Below are 16,550 nucleotides of genomic sequence, written 5' to 3' on the forward strand. Positions count from 1 at the left end.
GGTATTGGTTGATAATATTTTCGAGGAAATTTATGAAAATTGGCCAATTAAAAAATTTCTCGTGGGGTAAGATTTTTTTGTGCGCAATTGCAATCAGCGTGATTTGGTCTTCCGCCAAGAAACATTCCGTTCTAGCAGGTGATGAAGGGTTGCCTGTCACTGTCAAAGGTGTTCATCATCTTGGGCCAGATTATCTGATTAGCCAATTTTATATTGATAAAAAAATTGGCGACGGCGTCGGGGAGGGTGGGGGCGGTGGAAGTAATGTATGTTGTCTGATACTTCCAAAAAAATGGACTCCTGATTTGAAGGTGGAAGTACGCTGGGAGGTACATCATATCGTCAGGCCACATAGTCCGCTACAGTCTGAAACTGCGGAGCTCGTAGGAATATATCAAGCTCAAGTTCCGGTTGAAAAATATAAAGAGCCAGATCTTTTCTGGGTTCATTTCTTTTCGGATGGGAAAGTACGTGTTGTGGTAACTCCTTTTGGATTCGATGGTGATAAACATCCAATTCAATGGGGTAATGCACAGGCAGCTCAATTGGCGTCGTCGGGCAAGATAATAAGAGAATTCTTCAGCGAAGAAGAGGTTGCTGAGTTCGCAAGACAAGCAGATATTGATAAAAAAAATCTTGGAGGATGGTAATGAGTCGCGAGACAATTTCTGCTTCGCCCACGAAACTAGCTCCTGTCAGTGACATGAAGATAGTGGTTCCAAAAGTGAGTTGCGATGTTAAATCGTGCCAAGTAACCCTAAATATAGGATTATTCTTTGATGGTACTAATAATAATATGTATAGAGATTTGCCGCATTTGGCGGATACAAACATCGCACGTCTATTTAGGAGTTATATTGATAGAAGGAAGGACGGATACGAACGTGTCTATATTCCTGGGGTCGGAACAAGTTTTCCTGAAATAGGAGAAGATGGAGAGAGTAAGCTCGGTACGGGATGGGCATTCGGTTGTGAGGGAAGGGTTGTCTTCGGGTTGCTGTCCGTTTTTAACTTCCTAAGTTATCGAACCATGAAGAATTATTTGTTCGATGAGAAAACCGTGCTCGGTTTATGTCGTAATAGATCTCTGTTTACCGGTGTTGCCGATCGCGAGCACCTCGCTAAATTTGATATGGATATGAGCTTGGTGACGGGGGCAGCAGAAGGGGTTAATATCCGCCATCTTTTTCTAAGGCAACAATCGGATTTGCTCGAGGCGAAGCTAAAAAATTACAAACCGCATATTGCTGAATGTTTCATTGACGTATTTGGTTTCTCAAGGGGGGCAGCGGAAGCGCGGGTATTTTGCAACTGGCTAAATGATTTGCTCGTCAATGGTCGCTTAGCTGGCGTTCCATTGCAATTTCGTTTCCTTGGAATAATTGACACTGTCGCGTCAGCAGGATTCTGGTCAGGTACAACAGCGCTAATTAAGAACTCAACTGGTGGGCATGGGTCATGGGCCAGTGCTAAATCACTGCGCGTCCCGAATTCAGTTCAGAACTGCCTGCATATGGTGGCAATGCACGAACTTCGACGAAATTTTCCTTTGGATGCATTTGGAAGCAAAGATAGGATGTCATCCGGATGGGTACAATATGCTTATCCAGGCGCCCATAGCGATGTTGGCGGCGGTTACCGGCCAGGCGAACTAGGTCTCGCGGTAGACGACGACTCCAAAAAGCTATCCCAAATTCCGCTGAATCATATGTTCGATTGTGCTGTAGCTGCTGGCGTTCCATTGAAAAAAACCGTGACTCAGCTATAGGACGTGATCCATTTGCGATTCACTCTGACGTCATTAAGTCTTATGATGATTTCATTTCACAGGCAACGCTGACGCCGCGACCGATGTACGAGTGGCTCCAGCCTTATCTCAATTGGCGTTGGCAAATACGTGAAAGTTTTCATACATCAAATCAAGTTACGCGGGCAGTCCAAGAAGAAAAAGAGATATTGCTAACTTTTAACAAGCGTCTTATCAATGATGCTAATGCCATGACAAGAACTAAAGATATGGGTGTTGGTAGACGAATATTTGAAATTGTTAAAGATCGCACGTTTACTAGAGGTAGGAAAGATTTAATCACTAATCTATTTCTCGAGCCAGAAGCACAGTCAGTGTTGGCACTTGCTAAGAAATCTAAGGCAACACTGCCATCTTTCGCCATATTGTTCGATAATTATGTGCATGACTCCCTTGCAGGATTCAATTTGCACCATTTAGAACTATCTGGATACTGGCGATATAGAAAAGTCTTTTTAGATTCCGATGATCACCTCATCGCTATAAACGAGAGTGTCGCTGGGGCTGATAGCATCGCCTGAGCAAATCAGTTAGGAGTAAAATGAAAAATCAGAACGGACGTGGGGTTATTCGGCTAGGTGACAAGACCAGCCATGGCGGTAAGGTCACCTCCGCAACAAAGGATTTTACTGTACTCGGCAAGCCTGTGGCCGTCGAATGGGATTCAACCTATTGTCCTAAATGTAAAGGCATGTTTCCGATCCAACCAAATGGTAGCGATCGCAAACACCATGGAAAACAAGTCGCTTATCACATGGATACTACTGCATGCGGGGCCAAGCTGATTTCATCAATATGAATACCTATGGGTATGTCGACACTGTCGACATACCGGTATCGAAGCAGGAGCATAAAAAGGCTGGAACCCTCTCAGATTCCAGCCCTTTTTATTTAGACAACCATCCCGTATTGAAAAGACTTTGCCCGATTACGCCGCCAGCAGCTGACGCAGCACGAACGGCAGAATACCGCCATGCTTGTAGTAATCGACTTCGATCGGGGTGTCGATGCGCAGCAGCACTTTGACTTCCTGCGTTTCACCGTTTTCGCGGTGGATCACCAGGGTCGCCAGTTGTTGCGGCTTGATCTCGCCTTCCAGGCCCTTCAGGTCGTAGGTTTCTTTACCCGTGATGCCCAGGGTGTCGACGCTGTCGTTGCCGATGAACTGCAGCGGCAGCACGCCCATGCCGACCAGGTTCGAACGGTGGATGCGCTCGAACGAGCGCACGATCACGGCCTTCACGCCCAGCAGCTGGGTGCCCTTGGCTGCCCAGTCGCGCGACGAGCCGGTGCCGTACTCTTCGCCGCCGAAGATCATGGTCGGGGTGCCCGCTTCCACGTACTTCATCGCTGCGTCGTAGATCGACATCTGTTCGCCCGACGGCTGGTGCAGCGTGATGCCGCCTTCGACCGCCGAACCGTCCGCCTTCGGCGGGATCATGCGGTTCTTGATGCGCACGTTGGCGAAGGTGCCGCGCATCATGATCTCGTGGTTGCCGCGGCGCGAGCCGTAGGAGTTGAAGTCGGCCTTCAGCACGCCGTGATCCTTCAGCCACTTGCCTGCAGGACCGTCTTCCTTGATCGAACCGGCCGGCGAGATGTGGTCGGTGGTGATCGAGTCGCCGAACACGCCGAGTGCGCGCGCGCCGGTGATGCCGGTGGCGGCCGCTTTCGGGGTCATCTCGAAGTCGCTGAAGAACGGTGGTTCGGCGATGTAGGTCGACTCCGGCCAGTTGTACACCTGGCCTTCGGTGGTCGACACGCGTTCCCACAGTGCGCCAGGGTTGCCCTTGACGTCAGCGTAGTTCTTCTTGAACACTTCCGAGTTCATCGCGAAGCGCATCAGTTCGCCCACTTCCTGCGACGAAGGCCAGATGTCGCCCAGGTAGACGTCGACGCCGTTGGTGTCCTTGCCCACTGGCTCGGTCATCAGGTCTTTCGTCATGTTGCCGGCGATCGCGTAGGCGACGACCAGCGGAGGCGACGCCAGGAAGTTCGAACGGATGTTCGGGTGGATACGCGCTTCGAAGTTACGGTTGCCCGACAGCACGGCGGCGGCGACGATGTCGTTCTGGGTGATCGCGGCGTTCAGTTCCGGGGTCAGGTCGCCGGCGTTGCCGATGCAGGTGGTGCAGCCGTAGGCGGTCACGCCGAAGCCCAGTTTATCGAGGTAAGGCAGCAGGCCGGCGGCGGTCAGGTACTCGGTGACCACGCGCGATCCAGGCGCCAGCGACGACTTGATGTGCGGCGCCACGGTCAGGCCGCGCTCGACGGCTTTCTTGGCCAGCAGACCGGCGGCCAGCAGCACGCTCGGGTTCGAGGTGTTGGTGCACGAGGTGATGGCGGCGATCAGGATGTCGCCATTCTTCACGCGCACGCCGTTGGTGGTCTCGTAGACTTTCGACAGGTCGTCCGGGTTCTTGTTGAAGCCGTTCTGGGTGGTTGGCTTGCTGAACAGTTCGGTGAAAGTGTTCTTCACGTGGCCCAGCTCGATACGGTCTTGCGGACGCTTCGGACCTGCCAGCGATGGGGTCACGGTCGACAGGTCGAGTTCCACCACGCGGGTGTAGTCGATCTCGCCTTCTTGCGGCACGCCGAACATGCCCTGCGCCTTGTAGTAGCCTTCGAACGCAGCCAGTTCGTCTTCGGTACGGCCGGTGCCGCGGAAGTAGTCGACAGTCGCTTCGTCGACCGGGAAGAAGCCCATGGTCGCGCCGTATTCAGGCGCCATGTTGCCGATGGTGGCGCGGTCGGTGGTCGACAGCGAGCGGGTGCCTTCGCCGAAGAACTCGACGAACTTGCCGACGACTTTCTCTTTACGCAGCAGCTCGGTGACGGTCAGCACCAGGTCGGTCGCGGTGCAGCCTTCGCGCAGCTTGCCCTTCAGGTTGACGCCGATCACGTCCGGGGTCAGGAAGTACACCGGCTGGCCCAGCATGCCGGCTTCGGCTTCGATGCCGCCCACGCCCCAGCCGACCACGCCGACGCCGTTGATCATGGTGGTGTGCGAATCGGTGCCGACCAGGGTGTCAGGGTAGTACATGTCGCCCTGTTTCATGACGCCGCGCGCCAGGTATTCCAGGTTGACCTGGTGCACGATGCCGAAGCCCGGAGGCACCACGCCGAAGGTGTCGAAGGCTTGCATGCCCCACTTCATGAACTGGTAGCGCTCGTTGTTGCGCGAGAATTCCAGCTTCATGTTCAGGTCCAGCGCGTTCGGTTCGCGGAAGTGGTCGATGGTCACCGAGTGGTCGACCACCAGGTCGACCGGCACCAGCGGCTCGATCTTCTTCGGATCGGCGCCGGTCTTGGCGGCGACGTTGCGCATCGCGGCCAGGTCGGCCAGCAGCGGCACGCCGGTGAAGTCCTGCAGCACGACGCGGGCGACGACGAACGGGATCTCGTCGGTGCGTTCCGCGGTCGCGCCCCAGTTGGCCAGCTGCTTGACGTGCTCTTCGGTGACCTTCTTGCCGTCGCAGTTACGCAGCACGGATTCGAGGACGATACGGATCGACACCGGCAGGCGCGACAGGTTCACACCGAGGTTTTCCGCCAGCGCCGGCAGCGAATGGAACTGGCCGCTCTGGCCGCCGCCGATCGGGAATTCCTTCAGTGTGTTCAGAGTGTTGCGAGACATAATCTCTCCTTCAGTGGGGTATTGTTATTTCAACAGCAGAAATGCGGCCGTCATAACTTCGGGCGATTCGATTTTTCCCGGCCGGGACCGGGGCTTGCATCACATTTCGATTCAACTTTTTACTGCGTCCGCCGGAGCCGCGGCGACGATCGCCGACTGCTCGGCGTTCTTGCATTCATTGGCCAGCTGGCGGTTCAGCTTCGAGTCCAGCAGGATGCCCTTGGCCGGGATGCCGATCCAGATCAGGCCCCAGTGCGGGTTCTCGAAGCGCAGCGCGCCGGTGGTGGTGCCCACGCGCGACAGGCGGTGCAGGCGGTGCTTCCAGCGCAGCGCGATATGGCTGTCGTCGGTCTCGTTGGTGTAGATCGTGACCTTGTTGTTCAGTTCACACGCGTACTCGGTGACCTTGGTGTCGGTGATGTCCGGCTCGTTGACTTCGAGCGGGTCGGCGGCAACAACGGCCGCCGTGGCGGCGCCTGCAACGGCAACGCCGGCGACGGCAGCTTTCGCCTTCTTCGACGGTTTCTTCCTGGCTTGCGCCTTCAGGACTTTTTCCGCTTTCGGGTGCTTTTCCTTGGCGGCAGCGGTTGTACCAGCGGCTGCGGCCGGCACGCACATGCCGGCGCTCGCCAGCGCGACGGCGCAGGCGGCGATCAGTTTGGGGAGGAGGGTGGCCATGGTCGGGTCAGTTGGAGGCTGAGGCATTGGGGAGGTTGACGATTGCCGCAGCCGCCTCCGGCAGCGCGAGGCCGGCCAGCTTAGCGCGCTGCAACACCGACCAATAATATCGGTAGCTCGCACGGTCGTGCAAGCGGCCATGTTGAGCAATCGGTCCCCAATCCGCGGCCATGGCCTCGGTCAAGATATTTGTTGCTTCGTTCACCTCGGAAAGACGCGGCGTAAACGCCTTCAGGATCGGCTTGATCTGGTCCGGGTGGATGCTCCACATGCGGGTAAAGCCGAACTCGGCACCGGCGCGCTGGGCGTCGTTGGCCACCGTTGCCGTGTCCTTGATGTCGGTGGTGACATTGTGCGACGCTACCTTGCCATGCGCATGGCAGGCCGCCACCATTTCCAGCTTGGCGCGCACCACCAACGGGTGGGTGAACTGGCCCGGGGTGCGCATCGCGCTGGCCGGAATCGCGCCATAGTGGCTGGAGACGAAGTCCATGATGCCGAACGACAGGCACTCGACCTGGGGCAGGGCGGCGATGTCGTAGGCTTCGCGCAGGGCGCCGTGGGTTTCGATCAGCACGTGCACCGGCAGATCGGTGCGGGTTCCCGCATGCCCGTTGACCAGGTCGATCGCGCGTCGCACCTCGTCCACGCCCGACACTTTCGGCAGCACCACGTAGGCCAGGCGCGCCGCAGCGCCGCCCACGATGGTAGCGACATCGTTGGCGAAATGCTCGCTGGCCGGCTCGTGCAGGCGCGCGCCGATGCGGTTGTGGCGGTTGTCTTCGCTATTGATGAGCGACGCCACCAGCGCCGCATGCTCGGCTTCGCCGCCGGTCGGGGCGCCGTCCTCGCAGTCGAAGGTGATGTCGAACAAGGGGCCAAGCTCTTGTTGCAGGGCCATCGATTTGCGCATCAGCTTCTCGCTGCCGGCGTAATGGTCGCAGGCGGGGAGAAGAAGCGGCTGGCGTTTGCCCTGGAATAAAACCTCGGAAGGATGCATATCTCTTATGACGACGTAAGACGGTACTGCGCCGCGCCGGGTAAATGGCGCGGCGCGGTTGGCGCGCGGCAGTCGCCGCGCGCCGTGGTACGGCGATCAGCCCAGCAGGTGAGCGACGCCGGCTTTCTCTTCTTCCAGCTCTTTCAGGGTCAGGTTGATGCGCTCTTGCGAGAATGCATCGATGTCCAGGCCCTGGACGATGGTGTATTCGCCGTTCTCGGTGGTGACCGGGAAGCCGAACATGGTGCCTTCAGGGATGCCGTACGAACCGTCCGACGGGATGCCCATGGTGGTCCACTTGCCGTTGGTGCCCAGCACCCAGTCGCGCACGTGGTCGATCGCTGCGTTGGCGGCCGAAGCTGCCGACGACAGGCCGCGCGCTTCGATGATCGCGGCGCCGCGCTTGCCGACGGTCGGCAGGAAGGTGTTGGCGTTCCATTCCTGGTCGTTGATCAGGTCCTTGATCGACTCGCTGCCGGCGGTGGCGAAGCGGTAGTCGGCGTACATGGTCGGCGAGTGGTTGCCCCAGACGACCATCTTTTCGATGTCCTTGACCGCCTTGCCGGTCTTGGCGGCGACTTGCGACAGCGCGCGGTTGTGGTCCAGGCGCAGCATGGCGGTGAAGTTCTTGCTCGGCAGGTTAGGGGCCGATTTCATCGCGATGTAGGCGTTGGTGTTGGCCGGGTTGCCGACCACCAGCACTTTCACGTTGCGCGAAGCGACGGCGTCCAGCGCCTTGCCCTGCACGGTGAAGATCTGGGCGTTGGCTTCCAGCAGGTCCTTGCGTTCCATGCCCGGGCCGCGCGGACGGGCGCCGACCAGCAGGGCGACGTCGACGTCCTTGAAGGCGGTCATCGGGTCGGCGTGGGCGGTCATGCCGGCCAGCAGCGGGAACGCGCAGTCGTCGATTTCCATCATGACGCCCTTGAGCGCCTTCTGAGCCTTCTCGTTGTCGATCTCGAGCAGCTGCAGGATGACCGGCTGGTCCTTGCCCAGCATGTCGCCGTTGGCGATGCGGAACAGCAGGGAATAGCCGATCTGGCCGGCGGCGCCGGTCACGGCAACGCGCATTGGGGTTTTAGCCATGATGAATCTCCAAAGTGGGAATGAACGTGCTCAATTAAGTTAAGCGGTCAACGCCTGGGACTTGCTGGTTCGGTGAAGCTGCAATGATACCAAAAGCGCATGCCAAATTAACCGTGTGTCGCGCGCGTACAATGTCTGCGCAAGTCGCCGCCGACGCCCGGTCGGCCACGAGTGTATTCCTCTGCCGTTGCCTCTGTCAATTCATATCATATGTCTTATATAAGACACATATGTTTGCCAGAGTTGCACTGGACGGTCGTGCGCTTTTGTGGTGAAATCGCGGTCTATGAATTCCGCTCCGTCCAACCCGGCCATCCCGGCCTCAGCCAGTGTCGGCTCGCCGTCGTTCCGGCCGCTGTACCAGCAGATCAAGGCCCTGATCACCCAGAGCCTGCAGGCGGGCGAATGGAAGCCGGGCGAACTGATGCCGAGCGAGGTCGAGCTGGCCGCGCGCTTCAAGGTGTCGCAAGGCACGGTGCGCAAGGCGATCGACGAACTGGCGGCCGAGAACCTGGTCGTGCGCCGGCAGGGCAAGGGCACCTTCGTGGCCAGCCATGCCGAGGAGCGCGCCCACTTCCGCTTCCTGCGCCTGATGCCCGACGAAGGCGTTCCCCACCATCCCGAGAACCGCTTCCTCGAAGTCAAGCGCATCCGCGCGCCGGCCGAAGTGGCGCGCCTGCTCGAGCTGAAATCGGGCGACGCGGTGGTGTACATCAAGCGCGTGCAGTCGTTCGACGGCCAGCCGACCATCCTGGAAGAGTTGTGGCTGCCGGGCCAGCTTTTCAAGGGCCTGAGCGCCGAGCGCCTGGTGGAATACAAGGGGCCGATGTATGGCCTGTTCGAGACCGAGTTCGGCACCCGCATGATCCGCGCCACCGAGAAGATCCGCGCGGTGGCGGCCGACGCGCAGACCGCCGAGCACCTGAAGGTGGCCGAGGGCACGCCGCTCTTGTGCGGCGAGCGGGTGTCGTTCACGTATGGCGACAAGGCGGTCGAATTGCGGCGAGAAATGTATTCGACCGCGAAACACCATTATTTGAATGAGCTGTCATAAAAACAAAATAAACACGATGGAAATCGATCGGTAAATATTCGCTCATTTCTGTCATTTCAAACAGTTCTGAAAATAGCCGAAAAGAATTAAAACTCGCGGCTGCGGCGATTGTTTGATGCGATTAAAATATATTGGTTTTGGGTACGCGACGGACATGACCCGGTTCGCCGCTCGCTGTCCCGCTCGCCCGCTCCGAGTTTCCCCGGATCGGGCCATGCAATCGGCAAGAATGCAGGGTTCATACAAAAATTTGTCATAAATGGGAGGTGTACCATCATGTCGGAAGCCGTGAGAGAAGCAAGCAAGAAAGGGCGGCCGGTGTATCGCAACGTCGACATCGGCGACATCACGACCAAATATCGCATGCCGCCGTCGGCGATCGTGTCGATCCTGCACCGCGTCAGCGGCGCCGGGTTGTTCCTGCTGCTGCCGTTCCTGCTCTACCTGTTCCAGCAGAGCCTGCTGTCCGAGTCGACCTTCGGCTATTTCCAGGGCATCGTCTCGCACCCGCTGGTCAAGATCATCCTGCTCGGCCTGTCGTGGGCTTACCTGCACCACTTCACCGCCGGCATCCGCCACCTGTTCATGGACAATCACTTTGCCCTGGACAAGGATGCAGCCCAGTCGACCGCCCGTTGGGTGCTGATCATCAGCCTGCTGCTGACCGCCGTGGTCGGCCTGAAACTGTTCGGAGTGTTCTAAATCATGGCAAGCAAGAATAATATCGGCCAGCGCCGCCTCGTCGTCGGCGCGCACTATGGCTTCCGCGACTGGCTGGCCCAGCGCATCACCGCGATCCTCATGGCGGTCTACACCGTCGTCCTGCTGGCCATGTTCCTGACCGGCCAGAATTTCACGTATGAAGGCTGGGCCGGCCTGTTCGCCAGGCAGTGGTTCAAGCTGCTGTCGATGGTCACCTTCCTGGGCATGTACTACCACGTCTGGGTCGGCATCCGCGACATCTGGATGGACTACATCAAGAACGTCGGCCTGCGCCTGACGCTGCAATTCATCACCATCTTCTGGCTGGTGGGCTGCGTCGCCTATACCGTGCAAATTCTCTGGAGTGTGTAATCGTGGCAGCAATCAAAACTGCAATCCCTACCCGTCGTTTTGACGCGGTCATCGTCGGCGCCGGCGGTTCCGGCATGCGCGCATCGCTGCAGCTGGCAGAAGCCGGCCTGAACGTGGCCGTGCTGTCGAAAGTGTTCCCGACCCGTTCCCACACCGTGGCTGCCCAGGGCGGCATCGGCGCCTCGCTCGGCAACATGAGCGAAGACGACTGGTACTGGCACATGTTCGACACCGTCAAGGGTGGCGACTACCTGGGCGACCAGGATGCGATCGAATTCATGTGCCGCGAAGCCCCGAAGGTCGTGTACGAGCTGGAACACTTCGGCATGCCGTTCGACCGCAACCCTGACGGCACCATCTACCAGCGCCCGTTCGGCGGCCACACCGCCAACTTCGGCGAGAAGCCGGTCCAGCGCGCCTGCGCCGCGGCCGACCGTACCGGCCACGCGCTGCTGCACACGCTGTACCAGCGTAATGTCCGCGCCCGCACCCACTTCTTCGTCGAGTGGATGGCCCTGGACATCATCCGCGACGCCGAAGGCGACGTGGTCGGCGTGATGGCGCTGGAAATGGAAACCGGCGACGTCATGATCCTGGAAGCGAAGACCACCATCTTCGCTACCGGCGGCGCCGGCCGTATCTTCGCGGCCTCGACCAACGCCTTCATCAACACCGGCGACGGCATGGGCATGGCGGCGCGCGCCGGCCTGCCACTGCAAGACATGGAGTTCTGGCAGTTCCACCCGACCGGCGTGTCCGGCGCGGGCGTCCTGATCACCGAGGGTGTGCGCGGCGAGGGCGGCATCCTGATCAACAGCAACGGCGAACGCTTCATGGAGCGCTACGCGCCGACCCTGAAGGATCTGGCGCCGCGCGACTTCGTGTCGCGTTCGATGGACCAGGAAATCAAGGAAGGCCGCGGCTGCGGTCCGAATAAAGACCACGTGCTGCTCGACCTGCGCCACATCGGCAAGGACACCATCGAGAAGCGCCTGCCGTCGATCCTGGAAATCGGCCACAAGTTCGCCAACGTCGATGCGACCAAGGAACCGATTCCCGTGGTGCCGACCATCCACTACCAGATGGGCGGTATTCCGACCAACATCCATGGCCAGGTGGTTGCCCCTGACGGCAACGGCGGCCAGAAGATCGTCAACGGCCTGTACGCAATCGGCGAATGCGCCTGCGTCTCGGTCCACGGCGCGAATCGCCTGGGCACCAACTCGCTGCTCGACCTGGTGGTGTTCGGCCGCGCGGCCGGCAACCACGTGGTGGCCTCGAACCTGAAGCAGCGCTCGAACAAGGCCTTGCCTGCCGACGCGGCCGACTTCGCGATGGACCGCCTGAACAAGCTGGAGAACGCGACCGGCGGCGAAAAAGTGCAGCACGTCGCCAACGACATCCGCGCCACGATGCAGAAGTACTGCGGCGTGTTCCGTACCCAGGAACTGCTGGACGCGGGCGTCACCGAAATCATGAAGCTCGACGAGCGCCGCAAGCACGTGTCGTTCCAGGACAAGTCGAAGGTCTTCAACACCGCCCGCGTGGAAGCGCTGGAACTCGACAACCTGATCGAGACCGCGAAGGCGACCATCGTCTCGGCGGCGGCGCGTCCGGAATCGCGCGGCGCCCACGCCCACAGCGACTACCCGAACCGCGACGACGAGAACTGGATGAAGCACACCCTGTTCTTCTCGGAAGGCAACCGTCTCGAGTACAAGCCAGTGGTGCAGAAGCCGCTGACCGTGGACACCTTCAAGCCGAAGGCCCGTACTTTCTAATATTGATGTAAAGCCGGAGCAAACCGCTCCGGCTTGATAGAACAGGTAATCAAATGGCACGCACCGTCCAACTGAAAATCTACCGCTACGATCCGGACAAGGATCAGAAGCCTTATATGCAAGACGTGACCGTCGAGCTGAAAGACACCGACAAGATGCTGCTCGACGCCCTGCAGCGCATCAAGTCCGACGTCGACGATTCGCTGGCCCTGCGCCGCTCGTGCCGTGAAGGCGTGTGCGGTTCGGACGCCATGAACATCAACGGCAAGAACGGCCTGGCCTGCACCACCAACCTGAACGAACTGACCCAGCCGATCGTGCTGCGTCCGCTGCCGGGCCTGCCGGTGGTGCGCGACCTGATCGTCGACATGACCCAGTTCTTCAAGCAGTACCACTCGATCAAGCCGTACCTGATCAACGATTCGATCAAGCCGGAGAAAGAGCGCCTGCAGTCGCCGGAAGAGCGCGAAGAGCTCGACGGCCTGTACGAGTGCATCCTGTGCGCCTGCTGCTCGACCTCGTGCCCGTCGTTCTGGTGGAATCCGGACAAGTTCGTCGGTCCGGCCGGCCTGCTGCAGGCCTACCGCTTCATCGCCGACTCGCGCGACGAAGCCACCAACGAGCGCCTGGACAACCTGGAAGACCCGTACCGCCTGTTCCGCTGCCACTCGATCATGAACTGCACGGACGTGTGCCCGAAGGGCCTGAATCCGAACAAGGCGATCGGCAAGATCAAGGAACTGCTGGTTCGTCGCGCCATTTAATGGCGTAGTGCATGTGGCGCCGGAGCAGGGCGCCGCATGCGATCCGGTATGCAGACGTGCGTCGAACGGTGCGGTATGCAGACGCCGGTTGAACGCGTCGGCGGCATAGCCGCCAACCCTACGTAGGGTTGGCGGGTCCCCCGCCGACGCGTTCAGCCAGCCTCGAATCAGCCGCGAAACGTAGGGTGGACGGCTCGCCGTCCACGCGTTCGACGCACGTGTGCATCACCCCGCATCGTCTTCCAAAAAGACGCTGCAATACAGTAAAAGTACCGTACTGCCGAATCGCGGCAGCCGGAGTATGATGTCGAACCAATAACGGACTGTAGAGTGAATCTGAGCTCAACCGCGCATCAAGCCGACCCTGCCAACCGTGCCCGCCTGCGCTGGCGCGCGCGCCGGGGCCTTCTCGAGAACGACCTGATCCTCACGCGCTTCCTGGATGCGCACGAAGAACAATTGACGGACGACGAGGTCGATGCGCTGACCCGCCTGCTGGACCTGGCGGACAATCCACTGATGGATCTGCTTTTGGGACGTGTAGAGCCCGAGGGCGATGTCGACCTGCCGCACGTGCGCGCCTTGCTGGCGAAGCTGCGGCAAGCGTAAGCGAAATTGCGAAGCGGCCGCCGTGTGGCGACCGGTTCACGTAAGGTTTCGTTTTATTTTGTAGAACCCACTCCCACAAGAAGGAAGTGCCATGAATATCTCTGATACCAAAGCCACCCTGTCGTTCTCGGACGGCAGCCCGTCGGTCGACATGCCGATCTACAAAGGCACCATCGGCCCGGACGTCATCGACATCCGCAAGTTGTACGGCCAGACCGGCAAGTTCACCTACGACCCTGGCTTCATGTCGACCGCTTCGTGCAACTCGAGCATCACCTACATCGACGGTGACAAGGGCGAGCTGCTGTACCGCGGCTACCCGATCGAGCAACTGGCCGTCAACTGCGACTTCCTGGAGACCTGCTACCTGCTGCTGAACGGCGAACTGCCGAACGCCGAGCAAAAAGAACAGTTCAGCGACACCGTGACCAAGCACACGATGATCCACGAGCAGATGAACTTCTTCTTCCGCGGCTTCCGTCGTGACGCGCACCCGATGTCGGTGCTGGTCGGCACCGTCGGCGCCCTGGCCTCGTTCTACCACGACTCGCTCGACATCAATGACGCCAAGCAGCGCGAAATCTCGGCCATCCGCCTGATCGCCAAGCTGCCGACCCTGGCCGCGATGGCCTACAAGTACTCGATCGGCCAGCCGTTCATGTACCCGCGCAACGACCTGTCGTACAGCGCCAACTTCATGTACATGATGTTCGCCAACCCGTGCGAAGAGTACAAGGTCAACGACGTGCTGGTGCGCGCCCTGGACCGCATCCTGATCCTGCACGCCGACCACGAGCAGAACGCATCGACCTCGACCGTCCGCCTGGCCGGTTCGTCGGGCGCGAATCCGTTCGCCTGTATCGCAGCCGGCATCGCCTGCCTGTGGGGCCCGGCGCACGGCGGCGCCAACGAAGCGGCGCTGACCATGCTGAAGGAAATCGGCTCGGTCGAGAACATCCCTGCCTTCATCGAGAAGGTCAAGGACAAGAACTCGGGCGTGAAGCTGATGGGCTTCGGTCACCGCGTGTACAAGAACTTCGACCCGCGCGCCAAGCTGATGCGCGAAACCTGCCACGAAGTGCTGAACGAGCTGGGCCTGCAGGACGACCCGCTGTTCAAGCTGGCGATGGAGCTGGAAAAGATCGCCCTGAACGACGAATACTTCGTGTCGCGTAAACTCTACCCGAACGTCGACTTCTACTCGGGCATCGTGCAGTCGGCCCTGGGCATCCCGACCTCGATGTTCACCGGCATCTTCGCCATGGCGCGCACCATCGGCTGGATCGCGCAATGGAACGAAATGATCGCCGATCCGGAGCAGAAGATCGGCCGTCCACGTCAGCTGTTCGTGGGTTCGCCGGTGCGTGACGTGCCGTCGATCGACAAGCGCTGATCGAAACGCGTTGTTACCAAGAAGCGGGCTGCGGCCCGCTTTTTTTACGTCCGTTCAGGGCGGCGCGGCCGTCAGGCGCTGCTGGTACGCGCTCGGCGTGGCGCCGAATGCTCGCCGGAATACGGCGATGAAGGCGCTTGCGCTGGAGTAGCCCAGATCGAGCGCGATCGTGCTGACCGGCTGGCCGGTGGCCAGCAGTTCGAGCGAACGCATCAGCCGGGCACGCTGGCGCCAGGTGCTGAAAGTAAAACCGGTTTCCACCACGAAGCGGCGGCTGAGCGTGCGCGCGCTGATCGCGCCCCAGTCCGCCCATTCGTCCAGTCCGCGTTCTGACGCGGGATCGTCCACCAACGCGCGGGCAATACGGCTCAGCCTCGCATCGACCGGCATCGGCAGGCCGAGCGGCTCGGGTGGCAAAGTGCCGATCTCGTCCATGATCACCTGCGCCACCCGGTCCTGAGCAGGCTGCAATGGCGTGGCGCGTTCCAACGGCCAGCTGCCGGCGCGCAGCACGGCTTCGCGCAGCAGGCCGGAAATGCGGATGGTGCAGGCGCGCTCCGGCAGGGCGCTGCAGGCGCCTTCGGCGACATACGCGCCCCAGCCTTCGAACGGTCCGTGCGAACAGGCCCAGTGAACCCGGTGCGGCGGCAGCCACACCGCGTGGCTGGACGGCACCACCCATACCGCGCTGTCGACACCGACTGTCAGCAGGCCGCGCACCGATCCGAACAGCTGACCGCGTGCGTGCGCATGCGGCGCGGACAGGTGCTCGCTGTCGTCGCGTCCGGCGACGACGATCACGACCGGGCCGTCGCTCCAGTTGACCATGCTGCGGTCGACGGAAAAATCACTCATCAGATAGAAAATGTGGCGCCATTCTGTTATTGAATGGCGGCTTTACCGTACGGCCGCCAGATTGTCCGATGCTACAGTGGCCGCAACGATTCCACAAGGAGCCAGCCATGCCCACCGACCAAGCCACCAGCGAGCAGGAGCGCGTCGATCTCGGCGCCCTGTACGCGCCGCCGCAAGAACGCATCACCAAGGCGGTGCTCGACCACCTGGCCGACGTGCACGAGGAATACCTGCGCCGCGCCACCTTCTTCTGTCTGGCCACGGCCAGCGCCGATGGCCTGGATGCCTCTCCGCGCGGCGGCCCGCCCGGCTTCGTGCGCGTGCTCGACCCGCACACGGTGGCGTTTGCCGACTGGCCGGGCAATAACCGCATCGAATCCATGCGCAACCTGGAACGGGACGAGCGGGTGGGCATGCTGTTCCTGTTTCCCGGGCTCGACATCTTCATGCGCATCAATGGCCAGGCGCGGGTCAGCACCTGGCCGGAATTGCTTGAGCAGCTGGCGGAAAACGGCAAGACGCCGAAGACCGCCACCGTGGTGCGGCTCAACGAAGTGCTGTTTCATTGCGGCAAAGCGGTCAATCGGGCCAGGCTGTGGGACGAGTCGGGACGGATCGGGCGCGACCAGGTGCCGTCGCCGGGCCAGGTATTCGTCCGGCTTGCGGGAGTGACGCAAGAGCAGGGCGCGCAGCTCGACGAGCATTATGCGCATGCGGTAAAGCACGATCTGTACTGAAAGGCCGATCCCGACGTCAAGCGGACGGCGCTGACGCCCGATTTGGCGGAATCACAATTGGCGGACTATACTGGT

17 protein-coding genes are annotated in these 16,550 nt (G+C 60.1%); 12 read left to right on the forward strand and 5 right to left on the reverse strand.

The window, feature by feature from the left end; all coding sequences use genetic code 11:
- The first annotated feature begins 32 nt into the window (after positions 1-32).
- From QPK27_RS04565 to QPK27_RS04580, 4 genes are all read left to right on the forward strand, one after another.
- Positions 33-650, forward strand: coding sequence for a DUF3304 domain-containing protein (locus tag QPK27_RS04565; RefSeq protein ID WP_290417024.1), 618 nt, complete (start codon positions 33-35; stop codon positions 648-650).
- Positions 650-1,768 carry a DUF2235 domain-containing protein gene (locus QPK27_RS04570; protein WP_290417025.1) on the forward strand — a complete coding sequence of 373 codons (1,119 nt, stop codon included), beginning with the start codon at positions 650-652 and terminating at the stop codon, positions 1,766-1,768. The genes QPK27_RS04565 and QPK27_RS04570 overlap by 1 nt, the downstream gene beginning before the upstream one ends.
- An 83-nt stretch (positions 1,769-1,851) precedes the next feature.
- Positions 1,852-2,328, forward strand: coding sequence for a hypothetical protein (locus QPK27_RS04575; protein WP_290417026.1), 477 nt, complete (start codon positions 1,852-1,854; stop codon positions 2,326-2,328).
- Positions 2,329-2,348: 20 nt separating this feature from the next.
- The gene (locus tag QPK27_RS04580) at positions 2,349-2,606 is read left to right on the forward strand and encodes a PAAR domain-containing protein (RefSeq protein ID WP_290417027.1); all 258 of its coding nucleotides are present in this window, start codon (positions 2,349-2,351) and stop codon (positions 2,604-2,606) included.
- 129 nt (positions 2,607-2,735) lie between these two features.
- Here QPK27_RS04580 and acnA read toward each other — a convergent pair whose 3' ends face one another.
- The 4 genes from acnA to QPK27_RS04600 all read right to left on the reverse strand — a co-directional run bounded on the left by acnA (position 2,736) and on the right by QPK27_RS04600 (position 8,208).
- Positions 2,736-5,444 carry an aconitate hydratase AcnA gene (acnA, locus tag QPK27_RS04585; RefSeq protein WP_290417028.1) on the reverse strand — a complete coding sequence of 903 codons (2,709 nt, stop codon included), beginning with the start codon at positions 5,442-5,444 and terminating at the stop codon, positions 2,736-2,738.
- A 111-nt stretch (positions 5,445-5,555) separates the two neighbouring features.
- Entirely contained in the window at positions 5,556-6,122 is a 567-nt protein-coding gene (locus QPK27_RS04590; protein ID WP_290417029.1) for a hypothetical protein, read from the reverse strand.
- Between the two features lie 7 nt (positions 6,123-6,129).
- Entirely contained in the window at positions 6,130-7,122 is a 993-nt protein-coding gene (locus tag QPK27_RS04595) for a CoA ester lyase (RefSeq protein WP_290417030.1), read from the reverse strand.
- A 96-nt stretch (positions 7,123-7,218) separates the two neighbouring features.
- Positions 7,219-8,208 (reverse strand): malate dehydrogenase, encoded by a 990-nt coding sequence (locus tag QPK27_RS04600; RefSeq protein WP_290417031.1) that lies wholly within the window; start codon positions 8,206-8,208, stop codon positions 7,219-7,221.
- 286 nt (positions 8,209-8,494) lie between these two features.
- On the opposite strand from QPK27_RS04600, the gene QPK27_RS04605 reads away from it, so the two are divergent.
- The 7 genes from QPK27_RS04605 to gltA all read left to right on the forward strand — a co-directional run bounded on the left by QPK27_RS04605 (position 8,495) and on the right by gltA (position 14,883).
- Entirely contained in the window at positions 8,495-9,262 is a 768-nt protein-coding gene (locus QPK27_RS04605) for a GntR family transcriptional regulator (RefSeq protein ID WP_290417032.1), read from the forward strand.
- 276 nt (positions 9,263-9,538) lie between these two features.
- Positions 9,539-9,964, forward strand: a complete 426-nt coding sequence (gene sdhC, locus QPK27_RS04610) for a succinate dehydrogenase, cytochrome b556 subunit (protein WP_290417033.1) — start codon at positions 9,539-9,541, stop codon at positions 9,962-9,964.
- A 3-nt stretch (positions 9,965-9,967) separates the two neighbouring features.
- Positions 9,968-10,336: a succinate dehydrogenase, hydrophobic membrane anchor protein gene (sdhD, locus tag QPK27_RS04615; protein WP_290417034.1), complete on the forward strand. Its 369-nt coding sequence runs from the start codon at positions 9,968-9,970 to the stop codon at positions 10,334-10,336.
- Positions 10,337-10,338: 2 nt separating this feature from the next.
- Complete coding sequence (gene sdhA / locus QPK27_RS04620; protein ID WP_290417035.1) at positions 10,339-12,117, forward strand: succinate dehydrogenase flavoprotein subunit; 1,779 nt, start codon at positions 10,339-10,341, stop codon at positions 12,115-12,117.
- Between the two features lie 53 nt (positions 12,118-12,170).
- Positions 12,171-12,881, forward strand: a complete 711-nt coding sequence (locus QPK27_RS04625) for a succinate dehydrogenase iron-sulfur subunit (protein ID WP_290417036.1) — start codon at positions 12,171-12,173, stop codon at positions 12,879-12,881.
- Positions 12,882-13,211: 330 nt separating this feature from the next.
- Positions 13,212-13,490, forward strand: coding sequence for a succinate dehydrogenase assembly factor 2 (locus QPK27_RS04630; protein ID WP_290417037.1), 279 nt, complete (start codon positions 13,212-13,214; stop codon positions 13,488-13,490).
- 91 nt (positions 13,491-13,581) lie between these two features.
- Complete coding sequence (gene gltA / locus QPK27_RS04635) at positions 13,582-14,883, forward strand: citrate synthase (protein ID WP_290417038.1); 1,302 nt, start codon at positions 13,582-13,584, stop codon at positions 14,881-14,883.
- 54 nt (positions 14,884-14,937) lie between these two features.
- Here the strand turns inward: gltA and QPK27_RS04640 are convergent, their stop codons facing one another.
- A complete protein-coding gene (locus QPK27_RS04640) occupies positions 14,938-15,738 on the reverse strand; it encodes a helix-turn-helix domain-containing protein (RefSeq protein WP_290417039.1) in 801 nt (266 codons plus the stop codon).
- A 107-nt stretch (positions 15,739-15,845) separates the two neighbouring features.
- On the opposite strand from QPK27_RS04640, the gene QPK27_RS04645 reads away from it, so the two are divergent.
- Complete coding sequence (locus QPK27_RS04645; RefSeq protein WP_290417040.1) at positions 15,846-16,475, forward strand: MSMEG_1061 family FMN-dependent PPOX-type flavoprotein; 630 nt, start codon at positions 15,846-15,848, stop codon at positions 16,473-16,475.
- Positions 16,476-16,550: the final 75 nt, after the last annotated feature.

Origin of the sequence: Massilia sp. YIM B02443 (assembly GCF_030411955.1) — a bacterium.
In the GTDB taxonomy this organism is placed as follows: domain Bacteria; phylum Pseudomonadota; class Gammaproteobacteria; order Burkholderiales; family Burkholderiaceae_D; genus Telluria.

Bases quoted from the DNA above. Each gene is read 5' to 3' on its own strand.
- QPK27_RS04565 (WP_290417024.1), top strand. From the start codon at position 33: ATGAAAATTGGCCAATTAAAAAATTTCTCGTGGGGTAAGATTTTTTTG.
- QPK27_RS04570 (WP_290417025.1), top strand. From the start codon at position 650: ATGAGTCGCGAGACAATTTCTGCTTCGCCCACGAAACTAGCTCCTGTC.
- QPK27_RS04575 (WP_290417026.1), top strand. From the start codon at position 1,852: ATGTACGAGTGGCTCCAGCCTTATCTCAATTGGCGTTGGCAAATACGT.
- QPK27_RS04580 (WP_290417027.1), top strand. From the start codon at position 2,349: ATGAAAAATCAGAACGGACGTGGGGTTATTCGGCTAGGTGACAAGACC.
- acnA (WP_290417028.1), bottom strand. From the start codon at position 5,444: ATGTCTCGCAACACTCTGAACACACTGAAGGAATTCCCGATCGGCGGC.
- QPK27_RS04590 (WP_290417029.1), bottom strand. From the start codon at position 6,122: ATGGCCACCCTCCTCCCCAAACTGATCGCCGCCTGCGCCGTCGCGCTG.
- QPK27_RS04595 (WP_290417030.1), bottom strand. From the start codon at position 7,122: ATGCATCCTTCCGAGGTTTTATTCCAGGGCAAACGCCAGCCGCTTCTT.
- QPK27_RS04600 (WP_290417031.1), bottom strand. From the start codon at position 8,208: ATGGCTAAAACCCCAATGCGCGTTGCCGTGACCGGCGCCGCCGGCCAG.
- QPK27_RS04605 (WP_290417032.1), top strand. From the start codon at position 8,495: ATGAATTCCGCTCCGTCCAACCCGGCCATCCCGGCCTCAGCCAGTGTC.
- sdhC (WP_290417033.1), top strand. From the start codon at position 9,539: ATGTCGGAAGCCGTGAGAGAAGCAAGCAAGAAAGGGCGGCCGGTGTAT.
- sdhD (WP_290417034.1), top strand. From the start codon at position 9,968: ATGGCAAGCAAGAATAATATCGGCCAGCGCCGCCTCGTCGTCGGCGCG.
- QPK27_RS04625 (WP_290417036.1), top strand. From the start codon at position 12,171: ATGGCACGCACCGTCCAACTGAAAATCTACCGCTACGATCCGGACAAG.
- gltA (WP_290417038.1), top strand. From the start codon at position 13,582: ATGAATATCTCTGATACCAAAGCCACCCTGTCGTTCTCGGACGGCAGC.
- QPK27_RS04640 (WP_290417039.1), bottom strand. From the start codon at position 15,738: ATGAGTGATTTTTCCGTCGACCGCAGCATGGTCAACTGGAGCGACGGC.
- QPK27_RS04645 (WP_290417040.1), top strand. From the start codon at position 15,846: ATGCCCACCGACCAAGCCACCAGCGAGCAGGAGCGCGTCGATCTCGGC.